The sequence below is a fragment of the Roseovarius faecimaris genome, assembly GCF_009762325.1.
GTDB classification, from domain to species: domain Bacteria; phylum Pseudomonadota; class Alphaproteobacteria; order Rhodobacterales; family Rhodobacteraceae; genus Roseovarius; species Roseovarius faecimaris.
This window is the reverse complement of sequence record NZ_CP034348.1, coordinates 47927-72198: the sequence shown is the minus strand read 5'-3', so window position 1 is coordinate 72198 and position 24272 is coordinate 47927. Positions and strand designations below refer to the sequence as shown.

Below are 24272 nucleotides of genomic sequence, written 5' to 3'. Positions count from 1 at the left end.
ATTCTCTATCGCCAGAACCATTGCCGCAAACTGTGTTCCATGCTTATGTCCAGACATAAGACAGCCACATAGGTGCCCCATGTCGCAGCCTCCCACCAACACCCCGCCCGTCTATCTGGACTATCTCAACCGCTTCGATGTGGAGGCGCTGCACCTGACCGATGCCGAAATCCTCAGCGCGGTCGAGGATGGTCTCAGGATGCAGGGCGCGGGCGACACCTCGATCGAGCCCCGCATGCATATCCGCCCCCGCGCCGGGGTCGAGGGGCATTTCAACGTGCTGCGTGGCTGGATCGGCGGCGAGATCGACAGCGCAGGCACCAAGGTCGTCGGCGATTTCGTGGACAATTACACACAGGACCGGCCCAGCGAATACGGCCTGCTGACCCTCTTTGATCCGCGCATGGGCGCGCCCAAGGCCATCGTTGACGCGACCGGGATCACCGAGATGCGGACCGGGGCGGTCACCGCTTTGGGGGCCAAATATCTCGCGCCAGACAAGCCGAAGGTCCTGGGCCACATCGGTGCGCGCGGCACCGCCTATTGGAATGTGCGGCTCCTGTGCCATCTCTTCGACTTTGACGAGGTCCGCGTACATTCCCGCCGCCCCGAAAGTCGCGAGGCCTTTGCCGCCCAGCTTGAGGCCGATCTGGGCCGCAAGATCATCGTGACGGACAACTGGCAAAGCTGCCTCGAAGGCGCGGATATCATGGTCGAGGCCAGCCGCCTCAGTCAGCCCACGCCGCTGTTCAAGACCGAGTGGATCAAGCCCGGCGCGCTTGTCATCCCCTACGGCACCATGTCGGCGGTCGAGCTGAACCTGACCGATATCATGGCCAAGGTGGTGATGGACGACTGGGGTCAGGCGCGTGGCATTTTCGGTGCTCTGCGCGAGCACGTTGACCAAGGCAAACTGACCGCTGAGACGTTACATGCGGAGCTTGGTGAGATCGTGGCGGGCAAGAAGCCGGGGCGCGAAAGCGCGGAGGAAACGATCCTCTTCTGGCATCGTGGCCTGTCGCTCTCGGATATCGCGCTGGGCCATATGATGCTGGAAAAGGCCAGGCGGCTGGGCGTTGGCCAGCGGCTGAGGTTCTGGTGATGGACCTCTCGGCGCGTGTGACCCTTGCCCAATTCTGCGCCGCGCTGAAAAGCCATGCGCCGCTTGAGTTGCCCGAGACCATACGCCAGCGCATTATCGATGCACGCGGCCCGGTGGAAGAGCTGGCGGCGTCCGATACGCCGGTCTATGGACTGAACACCGGGCTGGGCGGCAACCTTGCCCATCGCATTCCGCCTGAGGACATCCCCGCCTTTCAGCAACAGCTTGTGGATGGGCGCAGCGTGGCCACCGGCCCGGCCCTGCCCGAGATCACCGGGCGCGCGATGCTGCTGGCGCGGCTTCTGTCTGCGGCTGCCGGGCGGTCAGGGCTGTCCCTTGAGACGGTCGAGCACATGCTTGCAGTCTACAATGCAGGGCTTGCTCCGGTGGTGCCCGAGTTCGGCTCGATCGGGGCCGCCGACCTGACGGTGAATGCGGTCTGGGCCAACGCGCTTCTGGGTCACGGGCAGCTCTGGCACAAGGGCGCGCGGCTGCCTGCAAGCGAGGCGCTGGCGCAAGCCGCGACGAGCGCACCGCCGCTGCAACCCAAGGACGCTCTGGCGCTCTGCAATACAGGGGCCTTCTCGACCGCCCGCGCCGCCCTGGCATTGCACGCCGCTCGGCAGGGGCTCGACATGGCGAAGGCGGCGGTCCTGCTCAGCTATGCTGGCTACGGCGCCAATCGCACGATCCTGCGCGAGGATATCAACGCGCTGCGGCCCGCACCGGGTCAACAGCAGGCCGCGACCTGGTTCCGCACCCGGCTCGAGGGGTGCGAGGATACCCCGCGTCGGGTGCAGGAAAGCCTGAGTTTCCGGCTTGTCGCCACCGTCACAGGAGCGGCCGAAGATGCCCTCACCCGCGCGATTGCGATCTGGGAGGACGAGGCCAATGCCGGGGCCGACAGCCCAAGCGTGCTGGATGGTGGAGAAATGGCCTCGACCGGGCATTACCACGCGCCCGCGCTGGCGCTGGCGCTGGAGGGCGTGAGCCTTGCGATGGCGATGACCGCGCATGCCTCGCTGCAACGCACTCAAAAGCTGATGAACCCCGAATTGTCGGGCCTGCCGAAATACCTTTCGCCCATCGGCGGAGCCAGCGCCGGGATGGTGCCGATGCAAAAGACCTGCGCCTCGCTTCTGGCCGAGATCCGTCGCCATGCAATGCCGGTGGTGTTCGACCCTGCGCCGGTGTCGGACACTGTCGAGGATGTCGCCGCCCTCACCCCGCTGGCCGCGGCCAAACTCATCGACCAGATGCGCGCCTTTCACCTGCTTGCGGGCACCGAGGCCATGGCCGCCGCGCAGGCGATTGACCTGCGCGCACCAGAGAGGCTCAGCCCGGTGGTAAAGACCCTGCACAGCGCGATCCGCGCCGACGTGGCCATGCTGCAGCAGGATCGCCCTCTCGGTCAGGATATCGAACGAGCCGCCGAGACCCTGCGCCACATCGCACCCGGCCTGTAACCGGCACAGAAGTCTCTGCTTTCAATTGAACCCAAACTCCTGTATGGCCCGGCCATCTGAGACGTGATGCCCCGGACCCCGGGCACATGAAGGAATGATTGGGGTCGGCGGCAATGGGGCCGCCAGTGAAATGGGAGGACTCGGGATACGCCCGAGAGCGCCTCCAACGAGAAAGACGACAGATGTTCAACGAAGTGAAAAAATCGATCCAGTGGGGCGAGGAAACGCTGACACTGGAAACGGGCAAGGTTGCCCGTCAGGCGGATGGCTCGGTCATCGCCACTCTGGGTGAGACAAGCGTGATGGCCAACGTCACCTTTGCCAAGCAACCCAAACCCGGTCAGGACTTCTTCCCCCTGACCGTGCACTACCAGGAAAAATACTATGCGGCCGGTAAAGTGCCCGGCGGCTTCTTCAAGCGTGAGGCCCGGCCCACCGAGAAGGAAACCCTGACCGCGCGCCTGATCGACCGTCCGATCCGTCCGCTGTTTGTCGAAGGGTTCAAGAACGAAGTGCTGGTGATGTGCACCGTGCTCAGCCATGACCTCGTCAATGATCCCGACATCGTGGCCATGATCGCTGCCTCCGCTGCGCTGACCATTTCGGGCGCGCCCTTCATGGGGCCGATCGCGGGCTGCCGCGTGGGCTTCGAGGATGGCGATTACATCCTCAACCCGATGGTCGAGGACATGCACGAGCTGCGCAACAACCCCGACCAGCGCCTCGACCTTGTCGTCGCCGGCACCAAGGACGCCGTGATGATGGTGGAATCGGAAGCCTATGAGCTGACCGAGGACGAAATGCTCGGCGCCGTGACTTTCGCACATGAGCAAATCCAGCCGGTGATCGACCTGATCATTTCGCTGGCCGAGGAAAGCGCGAAAGAGCCGTTCGACTTCCAGCCGCCGGACTATGCGGATCTCTACGCTGCCGTGAAAGCAGCAGGCGAAGAGCAGATGCGCGCAGCCTTTGCGATCACCGACAAGCAAGAGCGCACCACCGCTGTTGCAGCCGCCCGCGAGGCGATCAAAGAAGCGCTGAGTGAAGAGCAACTGGAAGACGCCAATCTTGGCTCGGCCATGAAAAAGCTCGAAGCGTCCATCCTGCGGGGTGACGTGGTCAAAACCGGCAAGCGGATCGATGGACGCGCACTGGACACCGTGCGCCCGATCGTCTGCGAAACCGGCCTGCTGCCCCGCACCCATGGTTCGGCGCTGTTCACGCGTGGTGAAACCCAGGGCCTCGTGGTGACCACGCTGGGCACCGGCGACGACGAACAGATGATCGACGCGCTGCAAGGCACGTACCGGTCGAACTTCCTGCTGCACTACAACTTCCCGCCCTACTCGGTCGGTGAAGCCGGTCGCGTTGGCCCTCCGGGCCGTCGTGAGATCGGCCATGGCAAGCTCGCATGGCGTGCGCTTCAGGCGGTTTTGCCCGCAGCGACGGACTTCCCCTATACCGTCCGCGTCGTGTCTGAGATCACCGAATCGAACGGCTCCTCCTCCATGGCTTCTGTCTGTGGCGGCTCGCTGTCGATGATGGATGCGGGTGTTCCGCTCAAGGCCCCGGTGGCCGGTGTTGCGATGGGTCTGATCCTGGAAGAAGACGGCTCCTACGCGGTGCTGACCGACATCCTGGGCGATGAGGACCACCTCGGAGACATGGACTTCAAGGTCGCAGGCACCGAGAACGGCATCACCTCGCTGCAGATGGACATCAAGGTCGCGGGCATCACGCCCGAGATCATGAAGAAGGCCCTGGCGCAAGCCAAGGAAGGGCGTCTGCATATCCTCGGCGAGATGAACAAGGCGCTGAGCGAAGCAGGCGACTTCTCGATCCACGCGCCGCGCATCGAAACGATGCAGGTGCCCACCGACAAGATCCGCGAAGTGATCGGCTCGGGCGGCAAGGTGATCCGCGAGATCGTCGAAGTGTCGGGCGCCAAGGTCGACATCAACGACGATGGCGTGATCAAGATCGCCAGCCCGAACAACGAGTCGATCCAGAAGGCCTATGACATGATCCACGCGATCGTGGCCGAGCCGGAAGAAGGCGCCATCTACAAAGGCACGGTCGTTAAGATCGTGGACTTCGGCGCCTTCGTGAACTTCTTCGGCAAGCGCGACGGCCTGGTGCATGTCAGCCAGATCGAAAACCGCCGCCTGAACCATCCGTCGGATGTTCTGAAAGAAGGTCAGGAAGTCTGGGTCAAGCTTCTGGGCTTTGACGATCGCGGCAAAGTGCGTTTGAGCATGAAGGTCGTGGACCAGGAAACTGGCGAAGAGGCCAAGAAAGAAGAGAAAAAGGACAAGGACGACGATTGATCGTCACCCGCCTTTGAGTTGAGAAAGCCCCGGTGGAAACGCCGGGGCTTTTTTCATAGCCTCCGGGCCGGTCAGGAATGATCGAAGGGTTGCCAGGTTTGTTTCGCATGCAACAACAGAAGCAACTCACGTGCATGGGTGCCCCAATGGACATAAAGCTGCCTGAAATGAGTGTCCGCGCATTTGGCTCCGTGATTTTCAGCGACCCAAACCACATCCCGAAGGTCCGAGGTTATGTCTGCGATATCATCAATCGCATCACCCATCATCAACGTGCCAGCACCCTCAGCCAGCGGGTCGGCGATGGGGTACAGACCCAGATTTGGGAACCGCTTGGCGGTTTGATCGTAAACCGCTTTCCAATCCCTGTTTGGCGGATCGGTTGTTGCTTCTGGGGCTATGGCCTCGGTCGTCAGGTGGTAACTGGCAATCAGCGCATCAAGCAGTTCTATCAGCCGTGAGACGGTCGGTGGCTCGCCGGTCCAGACATCTTTCAAGAACTGATCCGCCGCGCGGACGGCTGCTGACTCTTCCATTCACTCTTGGTGGCACAGCTGCTTTTGCCGATCAACTTCTGAGCGCGGGCACTTTGGTCGATTTTATTGCGGAAATGCTGACATTATTTATCTACTCAGCCGGGCCATTCATTCTGACGTAACGTCAAAACCCCAAAAGGTAAGGTTTTCCTTACGGGACGAATCCCCGGTTTTTTCCCCATGAACCGCGCATGGCTTTGCTCGATAGTCCACGACAAGCGAAGCGTGTGATGTTCAGGTTAGTACAAAGATAACTAAAGCGGTGTAGCGAGTATCTGACACATGCTTTTGGTGCGCATCACTCACGGAAACGCGCACCACTAAGGCCCCGGTGGAAACGCCGGGGCCGTTTTCATATCGATGCGCTGCAAGGCTCCGGCAATCGTGTCCCCACGATACAACGTGACTCACGGTAGGTCAGCATGGGGCGCGCAGCCACATGATCGATTTCGCCGAACCGATGTCGGTCCCCGGCGCTCATCCGCCCGGCGGTTATGAGATCGGCCCGCGTGCCCATGAAGAGGCTTTCGCATGGCGCGCCCGCGGCATTCAGGATGTGATGCCGCGCGAGAAGCAGATGCACATAGGTGATGTCATGTCTGATCTGGAGGGTCACTCCAGGTTCGCCCAGCATCGCCTTGGCAGGCACCAGAACCTCGTGCGAGGCAAAGAGTAGCTCGGCCAGGGGCGAGCGCACCAGGATCCGGTGTTGTTGCGAAACAATCAGTTCCTGCGAATTGCCGATGGTTCCGGGCGCAAAGCGCACCGGTGCGGCGGCCCCAACCCCTTTCGCCCGCATATGCCCGGTCCAAAGCACCGGCTGATGCCCGCCATCGAGAGTGCAGACCGATTGCCCGGCTCGGATAAGACCCGCCGCGACGTGACCGCGCGGCGTGGAGATTGGCATGCTGGCCTCGAAACAGACAACCGTATGCGTATAGCTGCTGTTCTGATCGCTGACATAGAACTGAGGTGGAACGCCTCCGTTGAAACTGTCCCAATACCAGCTTTCGAGGTCAAAATCAGGGGTCCAGATGACCTGAACCAGCTCGCCATTCTGATCGAGCCCCTCGAACACGATAAGACCCCCGCCAGCGGGGGCTTCGTCGCTGCGGACAACCGTGGCGTCCTCGATACTGCCACCGCCACCGTTGCCGTCCCAGCTTATGTCGTAGGTATCACCCAATGAGAAGGTTTTGGGGTCCGGATCACCGTCATTGGAGATAATGACCAGATTGATCGAACTACTTGGCGGATAGTCGAAATCTGACCGGCCGGGTGTAGAATTGACATTGCTCCCGCTGGACACGGCAAACTCGTTATCCAGCGCGTTCCAAGTTTTTGCCATGCCTGTACCTCAAGAGGCGCACAGGATGGCATCGTAAGACCAACAACTGGTTTACCTTGTTCGCGTCACATCGTTCGAATTTGAATCAAACCGGCAGCGCCGTTGTGTTGACCACCGTACGCAGGGCAAAGCTCGACTGCATCTTCGACACGCCGGGCAGCCGGGTAAGGTACTGGCGGTGAATGCGCGCGAAATCCTCGGTGTTCTCCGCCACGATCTTGAGGATGTAATCCGCCGTGCCCGCCGTCAGATGGCATTCAAGCACGTCAGGAATGCGCGACACCGCCTTCTCGAACGCCTCAAGCACTTCGTCGGCTTGCGTGGCCAACGTGATCTCCACAAAGACTGTCGCCGGCACGCCCAGCTTGCGCGCGTCCAGCAGGGCGACATAACCTCGGATATAGCCCTCCGCCTCCAGCCGGTGCACCCGGCGGTGGCAGGCACTAGCCGAAAGATTGACCTCCTCGGCCAGATCCGCATTCGAGATACGCCCACGTTTCTGCAATACGGCGAGCAAGCGATGATCGGTTGAGTCGAGGGACATACGCGCAAATCCTTTCGTCAATATCCTATTCAAACGCATTATTCTTCGCAAGATACTCGTGATCCTGCATGAATTTTCAATCCAATTGCGTGCAGCTTGCGGCATTTTGCCCGCATATGGAGCGAGGAGAAACCCCATGAAAATCGGATGCCCCACCGAGATCAAACCACAGGAATTTCGCGTCGGGATGACCCCGAACGCCGCACAGGAGGCCGTGGCCCATGGCCATGAGGTGATAGTTCAATCCGGTGCCGGGAATGGCGCTGGCTTCACCGATGCCGACTATGTAGCTGCCGGGGCGCATATCCTCGACACCGCCGAAGAGATTTTCGCCATCGCCGACATGATCGTGAAAGTGAAGGAGCCGCAGGCGGTCGAGCGCAAGATGCTACGCGAAGGCCAGTTGCTCTTCACTTATCTGCACCTCGCGCCCGATCCTGATCAGACCCATGATCTGCTGGCGTCGGGCTGCACGGCGATTGCCTATGAAACCGTGACCGACGACCGTGGCGGTCTGCCGCTTCTGGCCCCGATGTCGGAAGTGGCCGGGCGGCTTGCGCCGCAGGTCGGTGCCTACACGCTGCAAAAGGCCAATGGCGGGCGCGGTGTGCTGATGGGCGGCGTGCCCGGCGTGGGTCCGGCCAAAGTTCTGGTGATCGGCGGCGGTGTTGTCGGCACCCACGCAGCCAAGATTGCCGCAGGGATGGGCGCGGATGTGACCGTGCTTGACCGCTCGCTGCCGCGTCTGCGCTATCTCGACGATGTGTTCGGGCATACCTTCAATACCGGCTATTCCTCTGCCGGTCTGCTGGCCGAACATCTGACCCAGGCTGACATGGTGATCGGCGCGGTGCTGATCCCCGGTGCCGAAGCGCCCAAGCTGGTCAAGCGCGAGCAATTCGCGTCGATGAAACCCGGCGCTGTGCTGGTGGACGTGGCGATTGACCAAGGCGGCTGCTTTGAGACGTCCAAGGCAACGACCCACGCCGATCCGATCTATGAAGTGGACGGGATCATGCATTACTGCGTGGCCAACATGCCCGGCGCCGTGGCGCGCACCTCGACGATCGCGCTCGGCAATGCCACCATGCCCTTCATGCTGGCGCTGGCCGACAAGGGCTGGAAACAGGCCTGCGCCGATGATGCGCACCTGCTCAACGGGCTCAACGTCCATGCGGGCAAGCTGACCTACTACGCGGTCGGCAAGGCGCTCGGGATCGACGTGATCTCGCCGCAAATGGTGATCAAGGGCTGATTGAGCCGATCCGGGGCAGGCCAGTGACTGGCCTGCCTCAGATCATGCTCATACCGTCACATCAACACTTTCCTGAAGCAGCTCCAAGGCCGTCTCGGCACCGGTGGTCACGCCGCCGGTGATTGTGGCCGCTTCGCCAAATCCTGCCTCAGCCGCTTGCACCGGGTCAGGGTCAGGTGCGGTTGCACCGTCATCCGGTGGGGTGTCTTCCACAGCGGGTGGCGGCGGGATCATCGACTCGAACAGGGTTGCCGGGTCCACCCCGTGCGCCACCGCCGAGGCGGCAAGGCCCTGTGCGTTTTTGGGCAGAACCGCGCCCGCCTCTTTCGCGGCTGTGACCGCCGCCTTGGCCATGTGACCTACTGATTGGGCTGCCTTGCCAGGCCGCACCATGTTGTTCGCACTGCTGATTGATGAAACATTCATGCCCTAACCTCCGATCTGGATGTGCCCGCATCCTGGATCGTCAGGGCCTAACATTCCGTGAAACGCGGGCAGGCTTGCGCGTAAATGAGACTCGAATTTTATCGATCGATATCCGCGCCGCCCTCCGCAATGCGCCGCGCGACGAACGCCTCCATCTCTTCAAGCCGGTCTGCGGGCAGGGGCGGAGGTTCATGCGCGGCCACGGTATCGTGAAAGATCCGGTTGGCGCGTTGCGTGGCATCGAGTGATCCCCGATCAGTCCAGTTTTCGAAATTGGACCAATCCGAAAGAAGCGGCGAGTAGAACGCTGTTTCAAACCGCTCAATCGTGTGTTGCGTACCAAAGAAATGACCGCCATGGCCCACATCCCTGATCGCGGCCAGCCCCAGCGTGTCCTCATTGACCTCCAGCGGCTTGAACAGCTCCGCGAACATCTGGAGCATCTCCACATCCATGATGAACTTCTCCGCCGAGGCCGTCAGCCCGCCCTCCAGCCATCCTGCCCCGTGCAACAACAGGTTCGTCCCCCCCATCAGTGCACCCCAGAGCGACATCTGCATCTCATAGGCCGCCTGCGCGTCGGGTGCGTTGGAGGCGGTAACACCAGACGAGCGCAGAGGCAGATTGTAGCGCCGCGCAAGTTGGCCCGAGGCAAAGGCCGCCTTGACATATTCCGGAGTGCCAAAGGCGGGCGCGCCGGATCTCATGTCTACATTGGAGGTGAAACTGCCATAGACCACCGGCGCTCCGGGCCGCACGATTTGCGACAGACTCAGGCCGGCCAGTGCTTCGGCATTTTGCTGCACCAATGCCCCCGGAATCGTGACCGGGGCCATGGCGCCGGACAAGGTGAACGGGGTCAGAACCATCACCTGCCCGGCCCGCGCCGCGTCGATGATCCCGCGGCACATCAGCAGATCAAGCATCAGAGGCGAGTTGGAGTTGGCCACAGAATAGCTACAAGGTGTTTCTGCAAACTCCTCATGGCTCAGCCCCTGCGCGATGCGGATCATCTCATAGGCGTCGGCCACGGCTTCGGTGCCGCGAAAGAAAACGAACGGCACCTTATCCGTGAGGGTCAGCACCGATTTGGTCATGGCGAAATGGCGCAGGCTAGGCGGGATGTCCTGTGCCTCCACGAAGGGGCCGATCATATGGATCACGTCAAAGGCCTGGGAGACGCGGCAAAAATCATCCAGAGACGCCAGAGTACCGGGGCGCCGCCCGCCTTGCAGATCGGAGAAGTTGGGCGTGCCCCCCGTGGTGCAGATTCCCACATGTTTGCCGCCCAAGGTCACCTGCCGGTCAGAGCCGCGACCATGCAGCGTAATCTCGGCCGGGGCTTTGGCGATGAGCTCCATCAGGGCGTCGGGGTCAAACCGGATAATCTCGCCCGGCGCCTCTGTCATGCCCGCAGAGACATAAAGTGCGCGCGCCTCATCATTCATCACGTGGATGCCGACCTCTTTCAGTACAGTCAGCGATGCCTCGTGAATGGCCTCGATCTGATCCGCGCTGAACTGTTCGACCGGCGCATAGGGGCGCACCCATTGCCGCCAGGCGCGGTCAAACGTCTTGACGGCCGGAGTGGCCCGTTTGGCGGCGCGGCCACGGCGGCCGCCGGTGCGGGGTTTGGTGGTCATGGCGGTCATGGCGCGTCTTTCTCGATCATCGCAAGGAAGGCCGCCCCGGTTGCAGGGTTGATGTCGCGGCCGGTGAAGCATTTGAAATAGGCGTCGAGATAGGTCTTCCGCTCGCTCAGGCTCTCGTGCTCATCCACTTTCAGCGCGTAATAGCTGAGCTGCGTGAGGTAGATAACGCGTGCGCGGATGAAGGCCTCGGGCTGCGTGTAGCCCTGCCTCTCGAAAAAACGGGCAATGGAGGCGATACGGGCGTCATCCTCGGCCCTGACCGTGTTGTTCAACGTGGTGTCGCGCCGGGCCCAGTCACGAATCGCCTGGTCCAGCGCGGGGTCGAAACGGGTATGGTCGACCCAGACCGAAAAGAGCGCAAGGATGCCATCGTCAAGCGTAGCCACATCGCGGATCGCCTCGACCATCACCCCGGTATTGCGCGCGCGCCATTCGGCCAGAAGCGCCTCTGTCAGGGCTTCGCGGCTTTCGAAATGCCAGTAAAAGCTGCCCCGCGTAACGCCCAGCGCCTTGGCCAGCGTGGTGATCTGCACCGCCTCGATCCCCCCCGACTTGAGCGCCTGCAAGGCTGCTTCAACCCAATCGGCGGCAGTCAGGCGGTTGGCGGGTTTCGGTGTGGCAAGCAGGGTCATGCAGGGTTTCCAAACAGGGTTGTATGGAAACATACAGGCGTGTATTGTGCCCGTCAACGCCCGTCCTCATGGGAGATGACACATGACCAAGACCACCCCCGCCCGCGTCGTGCCGTTTGATCAGCTCGACTTTGCGCCGCGCTTTGATTACGGCCATATGGCCAAGGTGACCGAGGTTATCGGCGGCGGCGACGGCTCGCTTCTGGGCACCGGGTTCGGCCGGTTCGAGAACGCCGAAATTCCCTGGACGGTGAAATATGACGAGGTGCTTCTGGTGCTGGAGGGCGAGGTGACCGTTCGCACCGCAGAGGGTGATTTGACAGCGGCGCCGCGCGATTGCATCTGGTTGCCCAACGGCACGGAGCTGACCTATATCGCTGAAAGCGCGCTGGTCTTCTATGCCATCCAGCCAACCAACTGGGCGGAGGAATAGACCGATGCAGATCAATCGCCTGCCCAGGGATGACAAGACCAACGGCTGGAGCGCGATCCTGCCGCCGCGCGCCGCGCATCCGCGTGTCCAGGGCGACATCAGCGCCGACTGGCTGGTACTGGGCGGCGGGTATGCCGGGCTCGCCGCAGCACGGCGGCTGGCTGAAAATTGCCCGGATCAGCAGATCGTGCTGGTGGAAGCAGGCGAAGCGGGGGAAAACGCCTCGGGCCGCAACTCGGGCTTCGGCATCGACCTGCCGCATAACGTAGGCTCCTCGCTGGACGAACTGGAGGGATCGCACCGCTTCATGCGTCTGGCGCGTATGGCGCTCGATCATCTCGAAGACGTTGTCACCACCCATGATGTCCAATGCGACTGGAAGCGGGCGGGCAAGTATCACACCGCCGTTTCTCCCAAAGGGACACAGCAGGTGCTGGAGCCCTTCCGGCGCGAGTTGGAAGCCCTGGGCGAGCCCTATGACTGGATCGAGGGCGAGGCGCTGCGGGGTAAACTTGGCTCGTCGCATTTCACGGCCGCCGTCTATACACCGGGCTGCGTGTTGATGAACCCGGCGGCGCTGGTGCGGGGGCTGGCGGATACACTACCCGAAAACGTGACAATCTATGAGAATTCGCCCGTCACCGAAGCCATTTTCCAGAACGGCGTGCATCTGAAGACGCGCGACGGATCGGTGCGTGCGCCGAAGATGATCATGGCCGCCAATGGTTTCACCGAACAATTCGGGTTCCACCAGCGCAAGTTCCTGCATCTGGCGGCGCATGCGTCCTTGTCGCGGCCCCTGACCCCGGCCGAGCGCGACGCCTATGGCGTGACCGAAAGCTGGGGCCTGACCCCGGTCAATGCCTTTGCGGGCATCACAATGCGCTACACCGATGACCACCGGATCCTGATCCGGCAGGGGCTGCGCTATTGTCCGTCACAGCGGGTCTCGGCCTCGGAACAGGCCGCGGTTCGCTTGCAGCACAAACGGCTCTTCGATCAGCGGTTTCCGATGCTGCCCGAGGTTGAGATGGAACACACCTGGACCGGCTTCGTCTGCCTGTCGCGCAATGGCGCCCCCGCCTTCGGGCAGATCGCGCCGAATATCTGGTCGGCGGTCTGCCAGAATGCTGTGGGTGTGACCAAGGGAACCTTTGGCGGGATCCTGGCGGCAGACATGGCCTGCGGGCGGGACAATCCGCTCATTGCCGACATGCTCAGCCTGGGCGAGCCTGAGGTGCTGCCACCCCGGCCCTTCCTCGATATTGGCGTACGCGCGCGGTTCCAGTGGGAGCTTTTCTTCAACCGCCACGAAGCCTAGGCGTGCTGCTCATCCGCCCTGGCAGGCGGCTTCGCGAGGCGGGTACGCAAGGGCCCGAAGAGCGGCTCAGCGCGGATGAAACCGCGCCATCTGCCGGGTGATATTGTCGAAATTCGCATTCTGCGCCACCACCGGCGGCGCGGTCAGCTCGACCAGCGCGGTCTGTTCAAGAATCGCGCGCGCAGCCAGTTGTACCTCCATCCGCGCCAGGGCGGCCCCAAGGCACATATGCATCCCCAGTCCGAAGCCCAGATGCCGGTTGGCCGTGCGATCCGGGCGAAATGCATCGGGGGCCTCAAACACAGAAGGGTCGCGATTGGCGGCACTCAGCCACACCACCACCAGCCCTCCCTTTGGAATGGTCACGCCGCTCAGCTCCACATCCTCCAGCGCGAAGCGGTCGATATTGCGGATCGAGTTGCGCAGGCGGATGGTTTCCTCCACCGCGGGATTGGTCAGCTCCGGATCGGCCCTGAGTCGCGCGGCCTGCTCGGGAAACGCGTCCAGCAGGCGCACGAAATTCGTGATCAGGTTGGTTGTCGTCTCATTTCCCGCCAGCAGGAGCAGCATGACCATCGACAAGACTTCGCTTTCAGAGAGCCGCTCGCCCTCCACCTCGACCGACGCAAAGGCTGAAATCAGATCCCCCTCGCGCGGGTTGGCCTGCCGCTCACGCAGGTATTCGCGGAAGTATGCGGTCATCTCCAGCCCGGTTAAGCGCCCGCGTTCCACCATCTCCGGATCGAGCGCCGCAAGCCAGGTGGAGGCGCCGGAATTGTCCCCCAGAACGGCCGTCCAGCGCCTGATCTGCGGCATGTCCGCCAGCGGCAGACCCAGAACGCGCGTGATCATGGCAACGGTGATCTGCGCCGAGAATTCTTCGACCAGATCGAACTCGTGCCCTTGCAACGCCCGCGCCATCTGCGCCGCGACCACTTGGGCCAGAGCAGGCCGGAAGCTCTCTATGAACTTCGGCATGAACACCCGGTTCCCGATCATCCGCAAACGGCGATGCTTGTCGCCCGTGGCCGAAATCATGTTGTTGAACAGGAAAGACAGGTTGGCCTCGGCCAGCTCTCCCTCCCCCTGCAAGGCCCGGTTGGACGAAAACAGCTCGGGGCTCAACAGCACTTTCTGCACATCCGCATAGCGCAGCACGTGCCAGCTTGGCATGACACCGGGGTTGAGAGGCACAACGCCTTCACTCTCCCGCAGTTCGGCGAGGATCGGATAAGGATCGGCGCGGAAGACCGCACTTGTCATGGCGTTGAAGTCGGGATGACCCATCAGTTTCCGCTCTCCCCGTTGCGCGTGGCCTCGTCCACATCGTGGCTGTCCCAAAACCCGATCAGAATGCCCAGTTCCAACTCCTCCGCCCCGCTGCCAGTCTGCGCATCGTAAGGCGCGGTGATGCGGCTGTGCGGGTGCCGCGCCCAGCGATTCAATACTTCGCCAAGCCGCGCGCACTCGCTCTCATGGGTCGGATCGGCCCCCAGATCATGCAGCTCATCCGGGTCTGACTTCAGATCATAGAGCATCGGGCGGAAGCCTTCGGCATGGACATATTTCCAGCGCCCGTCATGCACCATGATCAGGCGGCAGTCCTGCGGCGACTGGTCAAGAATGGCCTGCGCCCGGCGGCTGGAATAGTCGTACTCGCTGATTACATGCCCACGCCACGGCACATCCTGCCTTCGAACAAGCGGCAGAAGCGATGCCCCTTCCAGAACATGCGGTTTGGGCGCCCCGCCTGCCACTTCGACAAAGGTTGGCAAAAGGTCGATCGCCTCGACCAGCGCCTCGCTCACCGTGCCGCGCGTTACGTCAGCCTCGGGCGACGGGTCCACCACGATCAGGGGCACGCGCACGGACGGGTCGTGAAACATCTCCTTCTCTCCCAGCCAGTGATCGCCCAGGTAATCGCCATGATCCGAGGTGAAGACGATCAGCGTCTCATCGCTGCGCCCGGTCTCCTCCAGCCAGTCCATAAGCCGCCCGATCTGGTCATCCAGCTGCGTGATCAGCCCCATGTAGGCCGGGATCACCCTTTGGCGCACTTCCTCGCGCGCAAAGACCTTTGAGAACCGGTGCTGATGATAGGCGGCCAGCACCGGATGGGCATCGGACAGCTCTGCCTGGCTGCGCACCGCCGGAAGCACATGTTCCGGCCCATACATATCGTGATAGGGCGCGGGCACGATATAGGGCCAATGCGGCTTGATATAACTCAGGTGCAGGCACCACGGATCATCCCCAGCCCCGGCGATAAACTCCATCGCGCGGGTGGTGGTATAGGGCGTTTCGCTGTCTTCGTTTCGGATGCGTGCGGGTTTGTCGGCGTGTTCCATCAACCAGCCGGAGAGGATCTCCCCCTCATCGCCCTCGGCCGAATTGGCCCATTGCTCCCACGGGTTCGGCCCGCCATAGCCCAGCCCGCGCAGATAGTCCGCATAGGGCGCGGGCTCCGGCACGGGATCGGGATGCAGACCGTCCAGCCTGTCCCAGATCTCGAAACCACATTCGGCCACCCGCGCCCCGATCCCCGATGCCGGGTCCAGGCCCAGCCGCCTCATCCCCTCCAGATCGGCGCGCATATGGGTCTTGCCACACAGCACCGTGCGCATGCCCAGTTCGTCCAGATGATCGCCCATGGTCCATTCGCCCACGCGCAACGGCACACCGTTCCAAGTACTTCCGTGGCTGCGCGGGTAGCGGCCCGTATAGGTGCTCATCCGCGATGGCCCACAGATGGGGGATTGCACATAGGCCCGGTCAAAACGGATGCCCCGCGCGGCCAGCGCATCGATATGCGGCGTGCGGATATGCGGATGACCGGTACAGCCCAGATAGTCGAACCTGAGCTGGTCAGACATGATGAAGAGGATGTTCTTTGGCATTCTGACCGCTACGTTAGACGCCTCCGGCCCCGCCCTGCAACGAAATCCCTTGAGGCCCGCGCGCGCCGCCGCTATTTCCGCAAGCAAAGGAGCCGCACCCATGAGCCTGAACAGCTACGGACATCTCTTCCGCGTCACCACTTGGGGCGAAAGCCACGGGCCTGCGCTTGGCGCGACGGTCGATGGCTGCCCGCCGGGCGTGCCGGTGGATGAGGCGTATCTGCAGCAGTTCCTCGACAAACGGCGCCCCGGTCAGAACAAGAACATGACCCAGCGCAACGAACCCGATGCGGTTCAAATTCTGTCAGGCGTGTTCGAGGGGCAGACAACCGGAACACCGGTGCAGCTGATGATCGAGAACACCGACCAGCGCAGCCGCGATTATGGCGAGATCGCCCAGACCTTCCGGCCCGGTCATGCCGATATCACCTATCACCAGAAATATGGGCTGCGCGACTATCGCGGCGGCGGGCGCAGCTCGGCGCGCGAGACAGCAGCGCGGGTGGCGGCAGGCGGGCTGGCCCGGGCAGCTTTGAAGGAACTGGCCCCGGGGATCGAGATCAAGGGCTACATGACCCGCATGGGGGAGATGGAGATCGACCGCAGCGCCTTTGACTGGGACGCAATCGACAGCAATGATTTCTGGATTCCGCAGGGGCCGGAGGCAGCTGCCGCGTGGGAGGCGTATTTGCAAAAGCTGCGCAAGGATCACAACTCCGTCGGGGCCGAGATCGAGGTGGTCTGTCGCGGGGCTCCCGCGGGACTGGGCGCGCCGGTCTATGGCAAGCTCGACACCGATCTCGCCGCCGCCATGATGTCGATCAACGCCGTGAAGGGCGTGGAAGTGGGCGAAGGCATGGCCGCAGCAACCCTCACCGGCACCGAGAATGCCGACGAGATTTTCATGGGCGAGAACGGCCCGGAGTATAGCTCCAACCATGCGGGCGGTATTCTTGGGGGCATTTCCACCGGACAGGACATCGTCGTGCGTTTCGCGGTCAAGCCAACGTCGTCGATCCTGACCCCGCGCAAATCGATCCGCATGGATGGCAGCCCAACCGAGGTGGTCACCAAGGGGCGGCACGACCCCTGCGTCGGCATCCGCGCCGTGCCTGTGGGCGAGGCGATGATGGCCTGTGTGGTCCTGGATCATCTGCTGCTTCATCGTGGGCAGGTGGGCGACGGGCCGCGCGGAACAATCGGGTAGGACGTAAGAAAATTCGTACGAATTTTCTTTTGCGCTTAACCCCGGGGAGTGCGCTGCTTCGACAATTGCACCGCCAGGATGCCGCCCATGATCACCACCACGCCCACCATATCACTCAGCCGCAATGCCTCGCTGAGGATCAGGGTCGCAATGACCACGCCGAAGAACGGGTTGAGAAAGTGGAAGGTCGCCGCCCGTGTGGCCCCGATCCGCTGAACCAGGATGAACCAGACGAGGGTTGCCGCCAACCCAGGCACGAGCGTCGTATAGAAAAAGGCCGCGACAAGCTGCCAGCTCCAGGTGACGTGGAACGTCTCAAGGCTCACCGCCGCGACGCTCAGCACCGCACTGCCCACCAGCATTTGCAACCCCACCACCATCAGGAAGTTGCCCCCTGACGTGGCGCCGCGCACCGCGAGCGTGGCGAAGGTCAGAGCGATAACACCGCCCACACACAGCAGGACACCGTAAAGGTCCACTCCGCCCTGAAACCGCGCGCCCATGATGATCGCCACCCCAATGACCCCGGCAACCAAACCGGCGAAGGCGAGCCCGCTGATCCGCTCACCAAAGATCACCCAGCCTGCCAGCGCCACGAGAAGCGGCATGGTCGAGGCAATGATGGCCGCGAGCGACGCCTCGATGGTCTGCATGGCGACGAAGTTGAGCCCCAGATAGAGCGCGTTCTGGCAGATACCGAAAATCACCGTCGCCCGCCATTGCGCCGGGGTCAGCCGCCAGGATTGCCCAAGCATCCACGCGATCAACACACCCAGAAGCCCGGAGATCAGAAACCGGATACTCAGCGCCGTCAGAGGCGGTGCCGAGGCCACGATGATCCGCGCCGAGGTGAAGGCGCTCGACCACATGACACAAAAGGCCACGCCCATGATAATGGCTCTGATATCCATGACCGCCCCTTGTCACACCGACCCGCAAAAGAAAAGGGCCGCGCATTGCGGCCCTGTCCAAAACTCGAAAAGCGCAGGCTTAGCCGTTCACGCTGTCCTTCAGCTTCTTCGAGATGGTCATCTTGACCACCTTGTCCGCTTCTTTATGGATTTGCTCGCCGGTGGCAGGGTTGCGCACCATGCGTGCGGGGCGCTCACGGCAGTAGATCTTGCCGACGTCGGGCAGGGTCACGGCACCACCGCCCGCCACTTCGCGGGTGATGATCGAGGTGACGGCATCCAGCGCGGCTGCTGCGGATTTCTTGTCGCTGCCCATTTCCTCGGCCAATGCTGCCACGAGCTGAGTTTTGGTCATCGGTTTTGCCATTTTGTGGTCTCCTTACACTGCCCGACTTGGGCCTCATGCCTTATATTTAACGCTATCTGGTGTTTGAACACAACAAATAGAGGCACACAAGGGGGTATTTTCCCCTATTTTGTGCTGCTTTTTGCCCCTCAGAGGAAGGCCGTCTCGTCGAAACTACGCAATTTGCGGCTGTGAATGCGCTCCAGGGGCATTTGCGCAAGGGATTCCATCGCCCGGATTCCGATCATCAGATGCCGTGAGACCTGCGTTTTATAGAAATCCGAGGCCATGCCCGGCAGTTTCAGCTCCCCGTGCAAAGGCTTGTCCGACACGCACAGCAACGTGCCATAGGGCACCCGGAACCGGAAGCCGTTGGCGGCGATGGTCGCGCTCTCCATATCCAGCGCCACGGCGCGGGACTGGCTCAGCCGCTGTACCGGGCCGGAATGGTCGCGCAGCTCCCAGTTGCGGTTGTCAAAGCTGGCCACAGTGCCGGTGCGCATCACGCGTTTCAGCTCGTATCCCTGAAGCTGCGTGACCTCGGCCACCGCCTGCTCCAGCGCGATCTGGATTTCCGCCAGCGCGGGGATCGGCACCCAGCCGGGCAAATCGGCATCAAGCACCCCGTCCTCGCGCAGATAGGCATGGGCCAGCACGAAATCGCCCAGGCTCTGCGAGTTGCGCAAGCCCGCGCAATGCCCGACCATCACCCAGGCATGCGGGCGCAGAACGGCAATGTGATCGGTCGCTGTCTTGGCGTTGGACGGCCCCACCCCGATATTGACCAGCGTGATCCCCGACCGGTCCGCCCGCTTCAGGTGATAGGTGGGCATCTGAGGCAGCTTGCGTGGCGGCGCGATCTTGGTGTCGGCATCCGTGATCTCGACATTGCCCGTCGCCACGAAAGAGGTGTAGCCGCTCTCCGGATCGGCCAGCATTTTCCGCGCGTAGGCCTCAAACTCCGAGACGTAAAACTGGTAGTTGGTAAACAGCACGAAATTCTGAAAATGTTCGGGGTCCGTGGCGGTGTAATGCGCCAGACGCGCCAGAGAGTAATCGACCCGCTGCGCGGTGAACGGCGCCAGCGGCTCTGCCTCGCCCGGCTCTGGGCGGTAGGTGCCGTTGACGATGTCATCGTTGGTGATCTTCAGGTCGGGCACATCGAACACGTCGCGCAGGGTGAAATCGGCCGCGCCCTGCTGGGGCACATTGATCATCGGGTCATTGGCCACGGCGAAATGCACGGGCATGGGCGTGTCCGAGACCTGCACCGTGACCGGCACGCCATGATTGCAGAGCATCAGGTCGATCTGCTGTTCCAGGTAATTCCGGAACAGATCGGGGCGGGTCACGGTCGTCGCATGGGTGCCGGGCTCTGACACGTGGCCAAAGCTCAGACGGCTGTCGATCTTGGCATAGCTTGTCGTCGTGATCCGCAGCTCGGGATAAAAGGCGCGGATGCGGTGATAGGGCGGGGTGCCCTGCATCGCCCCGGCAAACCGCTCGCACAAGAAGCTGACCGCCTGACCGTACAGCAGACAAAGCCGGTCCACCGCCGCCTTCGCGCTGGTGAATTCCTCGGGGCCGGGGCTATCGGGCGTGTCGATCTGATCCTGAAACGGGCTGTGCGGCATATGGCTATCCTTTGAGTGGGCGCACGTTGACATGGGGCGCAGGCACAATCAAGCTGAGCCGGACAGCGCGGAGGACAGCATGGAGTATGACACGGTCGGCGCAGAGGCGTTTGGCGCATCGCTGCGCGGGATCGGGCTGAACATCCTTGTGCGCGATGTCGCGGCAGAGGTGGCGTTTCTGCAAGACGTGTTCGGCATGCTGGTCCGTCAGCCCACCGCCGATTTCGCGATCATGCGCTATGGCGACCAAGTCTTTCAGATCCATGCCGATCACACCTATCATTCGCACCCCCTGCCGGGGCTTCTGCCCGAAGCGGGCGCGCGCGGGGCGGGGGTGGAACTCAGGCTCTATGACACCGACCCGGACGAGGCCGCTGCACGGGCGGAGGCGCATCACGGCGCGCATATCCTGCAAGAGCCGACAGACAAGCCGCATGGCCTGCGCGAGGTTTATATCCTTGATGCCAATGGCTATGCGTGGGTGGCGTCACGGGCCTTGTGACAAGGGACCACGCGCCGTGCGCCACGCCTGATCCTCTGCCATCTCTTCGCGCAGCCACTCCGCAAAAGCCTGAGCGCCCGGCAGTTCGGCCACCAAGGGCGCTGTGATCAGGTAATAGGCCTCCTGCATCCTGGCGCGATGCTCCAACACCGGCACCAGCCGCCCTTGGCGGATCATATGCCCGGCCACCGTGTCATGCGCCATGCACACCCCCGCCCCGGCCACGGCGGCACTCAGCGAAATGGCGTAGGTTGAGGCGAAGGTCACCGGCAAACCGGGCCAGATCAATCCCTGATCCTCATACCACGCGCTCCAGGTGCTCAGCAGGTTGGCCACGTCAAAGAGGTTTTCCTGCGCCAGCCCGTCCAACGTCCCGGACCAGCCGGGCGCGGCCACCGGATAATAGCTGTCAGTGCAAAGCCGTTCCGCCGACACGCCCTCATAGGGCCGCACCGAATAGCGGATTTCGACATCGGCACCCGAGACGATCCCCTCCTGCGGTTCCCATTGCTCAGCAATGATATTGAGCCGCACGCCGGGATGGCGCGCATAGAACCGGCCCAGCCGCGGGGCCAGCCAGAACGTGCCGAACGCCATATTGGTATGCACCTGCACCACCGTCTCGCGGCCCCCGGTCACCGCCAGCGTCCCGCGCGACAGCGTGCGGAACGCATCACGCACGATCGGCAGGTAGGCGCTGCCTGTCTCGGTGAGGTCCAGCACACGCGGACGACGATGAAACAGCGCCCGGCCCAGATACCCCTCAAGCGATTTGATCTGCTGGCTGACGGCGGATTGGGTCATGTTCAACTCTCCGGCCGCGCCGGTAAATGACAAGTGCCGTGCCGCCGCCTCGAACGCGCGCAGCCAGTTCAGCGGAGGGAGGGGCCGCGCCATGTCATAACCTATCCATTAGTCTGACTTATAGCATGCCTGCGTTTTTTTCGTTGGTAAAGCGCGCAAGGCTTGGGCAGGTTATGTCAAACCCGATAAGGAGGCCCGTCATGTCCGTCACCCAACTGCACCGCAATATGGAACACTGGCAAGAGCGTGTGGAACTTGCCGCCGCCTTCCGCTGGACCGAGCGGCTGAACCTGCACGAGGCCGTGGCCAACCATTTTTCGCTCGCTGTCAACGAGGACGGCACGCAGTTCCTGATGAACCCCAACCAGATGCATTTCAGCCGGATCAAAGCCAGCGACCTGTTGCTGCTCGACGCCAATGATCCTGCCTCAATGGAAGGCCCCGACGCGCCCGACCCGACCGCCTGGGGCCTGCATGGCGCGCTGCACCGGCTCTGCCCGCACGCGCGCTGTGCGATGCATGTGCATTCGATCCACGCCACCGTTCTGGCCAGCCTCGCCGACAGCACCCTGCCGCCGATCGACCAGAACACCGCCACCTTCTACAACCGCGTGGCCGTGGACGACCATTTCGGTGGGCTGGCGTTCGAGGAAGAAGCCGAGCGTTGCTGTTCCAACCTGTCGGACCCCTCCAAGACGGTGCTGATCATGGGCAATCACGGGATCATGGTGATCGGCCGGACCGTGGCTGAAACCTTTAACCGGATGTATTACTTCGAACGCGCGGCCGAGACCTATATCAAGGCGCTCTGGACGGGGCAACCGCTACGGGTCCTCTCCGATGAGATCGCCGAGAAAACCGCGCAGGAGCTGGAAGATTACCCCGGCCAGGCCGAAAAACACCTGTCCGAGCTGATGGCTATCCTCGACGAGGAAGGCGCCAACTACGCCTCGTAAGCTACACCACTCCGGGCCTGACACGGGGCCCTTGCTTTGGGGAGATCCCGATGACCGACACCGATCCGTCCAAATCCCGTGACTGGAACTATCACCCTGACCTGCCGCTGCGGGACCCGTCGGTGTTTCGCTGGCCACCCGAGCCGGGCTATCTCGCCCGGTGGTTCGGGCGCAACTGGCTGACGCTCAGCGAACGGGTGATGATGGTGCTGCTCGCCGTGGTGTTGTGGCTGTTCTTCTACCCCGCGCTGGAAACGGCGCAGAGCTTTGCCTGGGGATGGATCGTTCAGAGCTGGGCCGTGACCTTCGCCATCACCGCGCTCACCGCAGGGGCGCTGCATTGGTATTTCTACATCCGCAAGGGTCAGGGCATGCGCCTGAAGTTTGACAGGCGCGGGCAGGCCAAGGGTAACAAGCTGTGGAACTTCTCCGACCAGGTGCATGACAACATGTTCTGGTCACTGGGCAGCGGCGTGGCGATCCTCACCGGGTTTCTGGTGATCACGATGTGGCTCATGGCCAACGGCTATGCCCCCACGATCACCCCCGCGGGCAATCCGATCTGGTTCGTGCTCAGCCTGATCCTTTTGCCGATCTGGTCGGCGTTTCATTTCTACTGGGTGCACCGCCTGCTGCACGTCCCGTTCCTCTACAAACGCGTGCATTCGCTGCATCACCGCAATGTCAATGTCGGGCCATGGTCGGGCTTCTCCATGCACCCGGTCGAACACCTGCTCTATTGCTCCAGCCTGTGCATCCACTGGATCGTGCCAAGCGACCCGATCCTGCTGTTCTTCCATGTGATCTATCTCGGCCCCGGGGCGGCAATGACCCATGCCGGCTATGAGGATCTGTTGATCAAGGACAAGCGCCGCCTCGCGCTCGGAACCTTCTATCACCAGCTGCATCACCGCTATTACGAATGCAATTACGGCAACCAGGAAATGCCCTGGGACCGCTGGTTCGGAACGTTCCATGACGGCAGTGAAGAGGCCACACGCATCACCCGCGATCGCAAAAAGAAGATGCACGCCTGATCTTGCCAAGGCGCCGGTGCCGCGTCACATAAAGGGCATGAAGAAAACGCTTTTGTCTTTCGGTCACGGTTACTCCGCCCGCGCGCTGGCTCGGCTTCTGATCCCGCAGGGCTGGACCATCTTCGGCACCACCCGCAACCCCGACAAGGCGGACAGGCTCAAGGCCGAGGGGGTCATCCCTGTTCTCTGGCCCGATGGCGACCTGTCAGCCGCTTTTGAGAACGCCACCCATCTCCTGGTCTCCGCCGGACCGGGGCCGGAGGGCGATCCGGTTCTGAACCGCTATCGCGACGAGATCGCCGCCCGCACAGGACAGTTCGAGTGGGTGGGCTACCTCTCGACCACCGGCACCTATGGCGATCATCAGGGCGGATGGGTGACGGAGGACACGCCGCTCACCCCGTCCACCGAACGCGGCCAAATGCGGGTGGAGGCAGAGGCGGCGTGGCAAAGCATTCCCGGCCTGCCTCTGCACATCTTCCGGCTGGCCGGGATTTACGGCCCCGGACGCGGCCCGTTCTCCAAGGTGCGCAATGGCACCGCGCGCCGGATCATCAAGGAGGGGCAGGTGTTCTCGCGCATCCATGTGGAGGATATCGCCCAGGTGCTCGCCGCCTCCATTGCCCGGCCCAATCCCGGTGCGGCCTATAATGTCTGCGACGATGACCCGGCCCCGCCACAGGATGTCATCGCCCACGCGGCCGAGCTTCTGGGCGTGCCGGTACCGCCTGCCATTCCTTTTGAGGAGGCCGAGATGTCGCCCATGGGCCGCAGCTTCTATGCGGAATCAAAGCGTGTGGACAACAGCCGCATCAAGGACGAACTGGGCGTGACCCTGCTCTACCCCGACTACAAGGCCGGGCTGGCGGCGTTGCTCGCGGCCGAACAGGCCACATCGTAGGGCGCGCATAAAAGACGCGCCCCGTACGAGACGGC

23 protein-coding genes are annotated in these 24272 nt (G+C 62.5%); 11 read left to right on the top strand and 12 right to left on the bottom strand.

Annotation, left to right across the window (positions count from 1 at the left end):
- Nucleotides 1–79 precede the first annotated feature (79 nt).
- The 3 genes from EI983_RS00635 to pnp all read left to right on the top strand — a co-directional run bounded on the left by EI983_RS00635 (nucleotide 80) and on the right by pnp (nucleotide 4895).
- Nucleotides 80–1102 (top strand): ornithine cyclodeaminase family protein, encoded by a 1023-nt coding sequence (locus tag EI983_RS00635; protein ID WP_157705311.1) that lies wholly within the window; start codon nucleotides 80–82, stop codon nucleotides 1100–1102.
- Nucleotides 1102–2568, top strand: coding sequence for an aromatic amino acid lyase (locus EI983_RS00630; RefSeq protein WP_157705309.1), 1467 nt, complete (start codon nucleotides 1102–1104; stop codon nucleotides 2566–2568). Before EI983_RS00635 ends, EI983_RS00630 begins: the two co-directional genes overlap by 1 nt.
- 182 nt (nucleotides 2569–2750) lie before the next feature.
- A complete protein-coding gene (pnp, locus tag EI983_RS00625) occupies nucleotides 2751–4895 on the top strand; it encodes a polyribonucleotide nucleotidyltransferase (RefSeq protein WP_157705307.1) in 2145 nt (714 codons plus the stop codon).
- 71 nt (nucleotides 4896–4966) lie between these two features.
- Here the strand turns inward: pnp and EI983_RS00620 are convergent, their stop codons facing one another.
- The 3 genes from EI983_RS00620 to EI983_RS00610 all read right to left on the bottom strand — a co-directional run bounded on the left by EI983_RS00620 (nucleotide 4967) and on the right by EI983_RS00610 (nucleotide 7323).
- Nucleotides 4967–5431 (bottom strand): hypothetical protein, encoded by a 465-nt coding sequence (locus EI983_RS00620; protein WP_157705305.1) that lies wholly within the window; start codon nucleotides 5429–5431, stop codon nucleotides 4967–4969.
- A 352-nt stretch (nucleotides 5432–5783) separates the two neighbouring features.
- Complete coding sequence (locus EI983_RS00615; protein ID WP_157705303.1) at nucleotides 5784–6779, bottom strand: Hint domain-containing protein; 996 nt, start codon at nucleotides 6777–6779, stop codon at nucleotides 5784–5786.
- A gap of 85 nt (nucleotides 6780–6864) precedes the next feature.
- Nucleotides 6865–7323, bottom strand: coding sequence for an Lrp/AsnC family transcriptional regulator (locus tag EI983_RS00610; protein WP_157705301.1), 459 nt, complete (start codon nucleotides 7321–7323; stop codon nucleotides 6865–6867).
- A 136-nt stretch (nucleotides 7324–7459) separates the two neighbouring features.
- Between EI983_RS00610 and ald the strand changes: the two genes are divergently transcribed.
- Nucleotides 7460–8578 carry an alanine dehydrogenase gene (gene ald, locus EI983_RS00605; RefSeq protein WP_157705299.1) on the top strand — a complete coding sequence of 373 codons (1119 nt, stop codon included), beginning with the start codon at nucleotides 7460–7462 and terminating at the stop codon, nucleotides 8576–8578.
- A gap of 48 nt (nucleotides 8579–8626) precedes the next feature.
- Here ald and EI983_RS00600 read toward each other — a convergent pair whose 3' ends face one another.
- The 3 genes from EI983_RS00600 to EI983_RS00590 all read right to left on the bottom strand — a co-directional run bounded on the left by EI983_RS00600 (nucleotide 8627) and on the right by EI983_RS00590 (nucleotide 11288).
- On the bottom strand, nucleotides 8627–9004 hold the full coding sequence (locus EI983_RS00600; RefSeq protein ID WP_157705297.1) for a hypothetical protein: 378 nt from the start codon (nucleotides 9002–9004) through the stop codon (nucleotides 8627–8629).
- Between the two features lie 98 nt (nucleotides 9005–9102).
- Nucleotides 9103–10656 carry a trimethylamine methyltransferase family protein gene (locus tag EI983_RS00595; protein ID WP_157705295.1) on the bottom strand — a complete coding sequence of 518 codons (1554 nt, stop codon included), beginning with the start codon at nucleotides 10654–10656 and terminating at the stop codon, nucleotides 9103–9105.
- A complete protein-coding gene (locus EI983_RS00590; protein WP_198389350.1) occupies nucleotides 10653–11288 on the bottom strand; it encodes a TetR/AcrR family transcriptional regulator in 636 nt (211 codons plus the stop codon). The genes EI983_RS00595 and EI983_RS00590 overlap by 4 nt, the downstream gene beginning before the upstream one ends.
- 82 nt (nucleotides 11289–11370) lie before the next feature.
- On the opposite strand from EI983_RS00590, the gene EI983_RS00585 reads away from it, so the two are divergent.
- Nucleotides 11371–11721 carry an ethanolamine utilization protein EutQ gene (locus tag EI983_RS00585; RefSeq protein WP_157705293.1) on the top strand — a complete coding sequence of 117 codons (351 nt, stop codon included), beginning with the start codon at nucleotides 11371–11373 and terminating at the stop codon, nucleotides 11719–11721.
- A gap of 4 nt (nucleotides 11722–11725) precedes the next feature.
- Nucleotides 11726–13042 (top strand): NAD(P)/FAD-dependent oxidoreductase, encoded by a 1317-nt coding sequence (locus EI983_RS00580; RefSeq protein WP_157705292.1) that lies wholly within the window; start codon nucleotides 11726–11728, stop codon nucleotides 13040–13042.
- A gap of 66 nt (nucleotides 13043–13108) precedes the next feature.
- Here EI983_RS00580 and EI983_RS00575 read toward each other — a convergent pair whose 3' ends face one another.
- Nucleotides 13109–14329, bottom strand: coding sequence for a cytochrome P450 (locus EI983_RS00575; RefSeq protein ID WP_157705291.1), 1221 nt, complete (start codon nucleotides 14327–14329; stop codon nucleotides 13109–13111).
- Nucleotides 14329–15939 (bottom strand): alkaline phosphatase family protein, encoded by a 1611-nt coding sequence (locus tag EI983_RS00570; protein WP_157705290.1) that lies wholly within the window; start codon nucleotides 15937–15939, stop codon nucleotides 14329–14331. The genes EI983_RS00575 and EI983_RS00570 overlap by 1 nt, the downstream gene beginning before the upstream one ends.
- 100 nt (nucleotides 15940–16039) lie before the next feature.
- On the opposite strand from EI983_RS00570, the gene aroC reads away from it, so the two are divergent.
- Nucleotides 16040–17146: a chorismate synthase gene (aroC, locus tag EI983_RS00565; protein WP_157705289.1), complete on the top strand. Its 1107-nt coding sequence runs from the start codon at nucleotides 16040–16042 to the stop codon at nucleotides 17144–17146.
- Nucleotides 17147–17181: 35 nt separating this feature from the next.
- Here the strand turns inward: aroC and EI983_RS00560 are convergent, their stop codons facing one another.
- The 3 genes from EI983_RS00560 to EI983_RS00550 all read right to left on the bottom strand — a co-directional run bounded on the left by EI983_RS00560 (nucleotide 17182) and on the right by EI983_RS00550 (nucleotide 20037).
- Nucleotides 17182–18057 (bottom strand): DMT family transporter, encoded by an 876-nt coding sequence (locus tag EI983_RS00560; protein ID WP_157705288.1) that lies wholly within the window; start codon nucleotides 18055–18057, stop codon nucleotides 17182–17184.
- A gap of 79 nt (nucleotides 18058–18136) precedes the next feature.
- On the bottom strand, nucleotides 18137–18424 hold the full coding sequence (locus tag EI983_RS00555; RefSeq protein ID WP_157705287.1) for an HU family DNA-binding protein: 288 nt from the start codon (nucleotides 18422–18424) through the stop codon (nucleotides 18137–18139).
- A gap of 128 nt (nucleotides 18425–18552) precedes the next feature.
- Nucleotides 18553–20037, bottom strand: coding sequence for an AMP nucleosidase (locus EI983_RS00550; RefSeq protein ID WP_157705286.1), 1485 nt, complete (start codon nucleotides 20035–20037; stop codon nucleotides 18553–18555).
- A gap of 79 nt (nucleotides 20038–20116) precedes the next feature.
- Here EI983_RS00550 and EI983_RS00545 point away from each other — a divergent pair, with 79 nt between their 5' ends.
- The gene (locus tag EI983_RS00545; protein WP_157705285.1) at nucleotides 20117–20539 is read left to right on the top strand and encodes a VOC family protein; all 423 of its coding nucleotides are present in this window, start codon (nucleotides 20117–20119) and stop codon (nucleotides 20537–20539) included.
- Here the strand turns inward: EI983_RS00545 and EI983_RS00540 are convergent.
- A complete protein-coding gene (locus EI983_RS00540; RefSeq protein WP_157705284.1) occupies nucleotides 20525–21436 on the bottom strand; it encodes a LysR substrate-binding domain-containing protein in 912 nt (303 codons plus the stop codon). The genes EI983_RS00545 and EI983_RS00540 overlap by 15 nt on opposite strands.
- Nucleotides 21437–21543: 107 nt before the next feature.
- Here EI983_RS00540 and EI983_RS00535 point away from each other — a divergent pair, with 107 nt between their 5' ends.
- Genes EI983_RS00535 through EI983_RS00525 form a run of 3 tightly spaced genes read left to right on the top strand, consistent with a single transcriptional unit; the run spans nucleotide 21544 to nucleotide 24237 of the window.
- Nucleotides 21544–22299, top strand: coding sequence for a class II aldolase and adducin N-terminal domain-containing protein (locus EI983_RS00535; RefSeq protein ID WP_157705283.1), 756 nt, complete (start codon nucleotides 21544–21546; stop codon nucleotides 22297–22299).
- Between the two features lie 50 nt (nucleotides 22300–22349).
- Nucleotides 22350–23336, top strand: coding sequence for a sterol desaturase family protein (locus tag EI983_RS00530; RefSeq protein ID WP_157705282.1), 987 nt, complete (start codon nucleotides 22350–22352; stop codon nucleotides 23334–23336).
- Nucleotides 23337–23373: 37 nt separating this feature from the next.
- Nucleotides 23374–24237 carry an SDR family oxidoreductase gene (locus tag EI983_RS00525; RefSeq protein ID WP_157705281.1) on the top strand — a complete coding sequence of 288 codons (864 nt, stop codon included), beginning with the start codon at nucleotides 23374–23376 and terminating at the stop codon, nucleotides 24235–24237.
- The last annotated feature ends 35 nt before the right edge of the window (nucleotides 24238–24272 follow it).

What these genes read in the sequence shown, in the direction of transcription:
- EI983_RS00620 (WP_157705305.1), bottom strand. Translation starts at nt 5,431, where the DNA reads ATGGAAGAGTCAGCAGCCGTCCGCGCGGCGGATCAGTTCTTGAAAGAT.
- EI983_RS00570 (WP_157705290.1), bottom strand. Translation starts at nt 15,939, where the DNA reads ATGCCAAAGAACATCCTCTTCATCATGTCTGACCAGCTCAGGTTCGAC.
- EI983_RS00615 (WP_157705303.1), bottom strand. Translation starts at nt 6,779, where the DNA reads ATGGCAAAAACTTGGAACGCGCTGGATAACGAGTTTGCCGTGTCCAGC.
- EI983_RS00535 (WP_157705283.1), top strand. Translation starts at nt 21,544, where the DNA reads ATGTCCGTCACCCAACTGCACCGCAATATGGAACACTGGCAAGAGCGT.
- EI983_RS00630 (WP_157705309.1), top strand. Translation starts at nt 1,102, where the DNA reads ATGGACCTCTCGGCGCGTGTGACCCTTGCCCAATTCTGCGCCGCGCTG.
- EI983_RS00635 (WP_157705311.1), top strand. Translation starts at nt 80, where the DNA reads ATGTCGCAGCCTCCCACCAACACCCCGCCCGTCTATCTGGACTATCTC.
- ald (WP_157705299.1), top strand. Translation starts at nt 7,460, where the DNA reads ATGAAAATCGGATGCCCCACCGAGATCAAACCACAGGAATTTCGCGTC.
- EI983_RS00600 (WP_157705297.1), bottom strand. Translation starts at nt 9,004, where the DNA reads ATGAATGTTTCATCAATCAGCAGTGCGAACAACATGGTGCGGCCTGGC.
- EI983_RS00545 (WP_157705285.1), top strand. Translation starts at nt 20,117, where the DNA reads ATGGAGTATGACACGGTCGGCGCAGAGGCGTTTGGCGCATCGCTGCGC.
- EI983_RS00580 (WP_157705292.1), top strand. Translation starts at nt 11,726, where the DNA reads ATGCAGATCAATCGCCTGCCCAGGGATGACAAGACCAACGGCTGGAGC.
- EI983_RS00555 (WP_157705287.1), bottom strand. Translation starts at nt 18,424, where the DNA reads ATGGCAAAACCGATGACCAAAACTCAGCTCGTGGCAGCATTGGCCGAG.
- EI983_RS00590 (WP_198389350.1), bottom strand. Translation starts at nt 11,288, where the DNA reads ATGACCCTGCTTGCCACACCGAAACCCGCCAACCGCCTGACTGCCGCC.
- EI983_RS00560 (WP_157705288.1), bottom strand. Translation starts at nt 18,057, where the DNA reads ATGGATATCAGAGCCATTATCATGGGCGTGGCCTTTTGTGTCATGTGG.
- EI983_RS00550 (WP_157705286.1), bottom strand. Translation starts at nt 20,037, where the DNA reads ATGCCGCACAGCCCGTTTCAGGATCAGATCGACACGCCCGATAGCCCC.
- pnp (WP_157705307.1), top strand. Translation starts at nt 2,751, where the DNA reads ATGTTCAACGAAGTGAAAAAATCGATCCAGTGGGGCGAGGAAACGCTG.
- EI983_RS00540 (WP_157705284.1), bottom strand. Translation starts at nt 21,436, where the DNA reads ATGGCGCGGCCCCTCCCTCCGCTGAACTGGCTGCGCGCGTTCGAGGCG.
- EI983_RS00585 (WP_157705293.1), top strand. Translation starts at nt 11,371, where the DNA reads ATGACCAAGACCACCCCCGCCCGCGTCGTGCCGTTTGATCAGCTCGAC.
- EI983_RS00610 (WP_157705301.1), bottom strand. Translation starts at nt 7,323, where the DNA reads ATGTCCCTCGACTCAACCGATCATCGCTTGCTCGCCGTATTGCAGAAA.
- EI983_RS00595 (WP_157705295.1), bottom strand. Translation starts at nt 10,656, where the DNA reads ATGACCGCCATGACCACCAAACCCCGCACCGGCGGCCGCCGTGGCCGC.
- EI983_RS00575 (WP_157705291.1), bottom strand. Translation starts at nt 14,329, where the DNA reads ATGGGTCATCCCGACTTCAACGCCATGACAAGTGCGGTCTTCCGCGCC.
- EI983_RS00530 (WP_157705282.1), top strand. Translation starts at nt 22,350, where the DNA reads ATGACCGACACCGATCCGTCCAAATCCCGTGACTGGAACTATCACCCT.
- EI983_RS00525 (WP_157705281.1), top strand. Translation starts at nt 23,374, where the DNA reads ATGAAGAAAACGCTTTTGTCTTTCGGTCACGGTTACTCCGCCCGCGCG.
- aroC (WP_157705289.1), top strand. Translation starts at nt 16,040, where the DNA reads ATGAGCCTGAACAGCTACGGACATCTCTTCCGCGTCACCACTTGGGGC.